Raw genomic sequence first — 3036 nt, 5'->3', positions numbered from 1 at the left:
TCAGTCATTCGTTTGCTCATATCAAAACTCCTTATGGGTATTTTATAAGAAATTCTACGTTTGAGCTGTGTTATTTTAGGGGATAGTTACACAATTGAGGACATAAAAAAAAGCAATATAGAGTCATCTATATTGCTTCGGTCTTACGAGTTACGTTGATTGTTAAATAGATGCGCTTTTAACGGTCTTTTTTAGCCACCGTTAGACCGTTATAGGTTTGCGCGACTGGCATCACTTCCAAACGATTGACATTGATATGCGCAGGCGACTCAATCAACCACAGTAATATATCGCCGATATCTTCACCTGTCATGGTCTTAAAGCCATCGTAGACTTTAGCTGCTTTATCGTCATCACCATGGTAGCGCACGTTTGAAAACTCAGTACCCGCGACTACGCCCGGTTCGATATTGGTCACGCGTACCTGCGTACCGACAAGGTCAGCACGTAGATTTAAGCTGAATTGTTTGACAAACGCTTTAGTTGCGCCGTACACGTTGCCACCAAAGTATGGCCAGCTACCAGCAATCGAGCCGACATTGATGATATATCCGCTATCGCGCTCGACCATCGCTGGCAAGACTGCATGAGTCAATGACATTAGACCTTTAACATTGGTATCGGTCATGCGCATCCAATCATCGAGACTGGCTTTGTGAGCAGGCTCTGTACCCAGCGCCAATCCTGCATTATTAACCAAGACATCAATGTGTTTAAAGTCATCAGGCAAGTCAGCAATGATTTGCGGAATAGAATCCGTATCACTCACATCCATAATCACAGGTAAAAAATTCTCACCTAAAATCTCTGCTAAAGCATTTAGCTTATCGATACGTCTAGCGCAACCAATCACGCGATGACCATTAGCCACCAAACGCTCTGCCAACGCTTTGCCAAAACCCGCGCTCGCTCCTGTAATCAATACGTTCATGATCTATCCTTATTATTGATGCTGCATGTTTCTATCATAACCTTGATGACGGCTTTATTTACCCTAATGAGACTTATCTATTTGATAACTGCTTACCAAAGATTTTATCGCCCGCATCGCCAAGACCTGGGATGATGTAACCGTGCTCATCCAAATGGCTGTCTAACGCAGCGGTATAGATAGTCACGTCAGGATGTGCTTCGTTTACCAAGCGGACGCCTTCAGGTGCCGCGACCAATACCAATGCTTTGATATTGGTACAGCCATTTTTCTTTAGCATCTCGATGGTCGCAACCATTGAGCCACCCGTAGCTAGCATTGGATCAATGATTAGCGCAGGACGTTTGTCCATGTGGCTGACAAATTTTTCAAAGAATGGTACTGGCTGCAACGTTTCTTCATCACGCTGCAAACCGACCACAGAAATCTTAGCAGTAGGGATCAGATCGAGCACCCCATCAAGCATGCCAATACCTGCACGCAAAATCGGCACAATAGTCGCAGTCTTACCAATGATTTGCTCACCCGTGATTTCGCCACACCAGCCCTGCATTGGGAAGGTCTCAATTTCAAAATCACGGCTTGCTTCATAAGCCATCAAGCGTGCAAGCTCTTTAGTCAATGTACGAAATTTATAAGTACTACAGTCTTTTTCGCGCATGAGGCTGAGTTTATGACGGACCAATGGATGATCAATGACCGTAATGTTTAAATCGTTGTTTAAATCACTCATAAGTATTCTCTTGGTTTTTTGTCTGATGCGTGCGCAGTCATTGCGGTTGCTATTAATATAAAAAGATACAAACACTTACCCCACTTTAACTCTGTTTGGTCTCATTGATAGTAAAATAAAAACCTCAATGACCATGCAAATCAAATAAACGTGCTACTTGTATAAGAGTGTAATGTCACCAAAAGTGATCAGTTAGACACTCACAATTGGCAGCCAAGCCTAAACCGCTCAGGCTAAGCGACTATATATTGTCGTATTGTCGCACTATTTGAATCGACTAAGTTTGACTGTATAAAATTATCATAAGTGCAGTAGTGTCTAGGCTTGCTATGATACCAAAAAAACCGCTTTTCTGATGAAGAATATCATGACTATAAAACCATCAAACACCCAAGAAGACGCTAATAACAAGGCTAATAACGAGATAGTGGCAACCGAGAGTTCATCAGGAGAAATTGAAAATCATCCTTTTGCGCCTGTTTTACCACCAAATGCGACTATCATGATGATGGGTACGTTTCCGCCGACTAGCGATAAATGGGCAATGAGCTTTCACTATCCCAATTTTTATAATGATATGTGGCGTATCTATGGCCGAGTGTTTTTTGATGACGCCGACTATTTCAGAGTCGGCGATGAGAAGCGATTTGACCCTGAGCGCATACGCAGTTTTATGTTCGAGCGTGGTATAGCGTCTTGCCCGACAGTCAAGCAGGCTATTCGAGAGACTGGCAATGCTTCGGATAAAAACCTAACCGTGGTGACGCCAGTTGATTTGGATAGTATCTTGCCGCAAGTGCCAAAGGTTGAGACTTTATTCACAACAGGAGGCAAAGCAACCGAAGTGCTACTTGGGTTATTAGATGAGCCAATTGCCAAATCAAAACATCCAAAAACCAATCAAAGTATGGATTACCCTTATCAGTGGCAAGACAGCAACCAAACCAATATGGTTAATGACTTAACTTTATATAGGCTGCCTTCTACCTCGCGCGCTTATCCATTGTCGTTAGATAAGAAAGTCGCGGCGTATAAAGCGTTCTTTGAGAGGATGGGTAAGTTGTAAAGTAAAAATAGAGAAATGGTTGCACTAATCAAAGGTAAAGCTCAAAGATAGTAAAAGGTATTTATCTAACAAAGCTAAACGTTTTTGATGTTATAAATTATAGTAAATAGCATATCTATAATCAGTCTCTAAACCTATTGAAATTAATTAGACGATAACCCATTGAAAAAACTATCGTTTTTATATTCTGCTAAAATAAGTCTAAAAACATCAATAAAACAGGTTGACACAAAAATTAAACCCTCTATAATACGCCCTCATCAGACGGACTGGCAGTGAGAGATGTGTAGATTACACATTAATAAC

General features: G+C 41.6%; 3 protein-coding genes. 1 reads left to right on the top strand and 2 read right to left on the bottom strand.

Going from position 1 to position 3036, the window contains the following annotated elements:
* Positions 1–178: 178 nt before the first annotated feature.
* Both BLR43_RS13340 and upp read right to left on the bottom strand, forming a co-directional pair.
* Entirely contained in the window at positions 179–931 is a 753-nt protein-coding gene (locus BLR43_RS13340) for an SDR family NAD(P)-dependent oxidoreductase (protein WP_093071464.1), read from the bottom strand.
* Positions 932–1004: 73 nt separating this feature from the next.
* Positions 1005–1664: a uracil phosphoribosyltransferase gene (gene upp / locus BLR43_RS13335; protein ID WP_058023728.1), complete on the bottom strand. Its 660-nt coding sequence runs from the start codon at positions 1662–1664 to the stop codon at positions 1005–1007.
* 502 nt (positions 1665–2166) lie between these two features.
* On the opposite strand from upp, the gene BLR43_RS13330 reads away from it, so the two are divergent.
* Positions 2167–2730: a DNA glycosylase gene (locus BLR43_RS13330; RefSeq protein WP_406947890.1), complete on the top strand. Its 564-nt coding sequence runs from the start codon at positions 2167–2169 to the stop codon at positions 2728–2730.
* Positions 2731–3036 lie beyond the last annotated feature (306 nt).

Origin of the sequence: Psychrobacter pacificensis (assembly GCF_900101915.1) — a bacterium.
Taxonomy (GTDB): domain Bacteria; phylum Pseudomonadota; class Gammaproteobacteria; order Pseudomonadales; family Moraxellaceae; genus Psychrobacter; species Psychrobacter pacificensis.
Note: the sequence above shows the minus strand (reverse complement) of the source record. Positions and strands in the feature narration are given on the sequence as shown.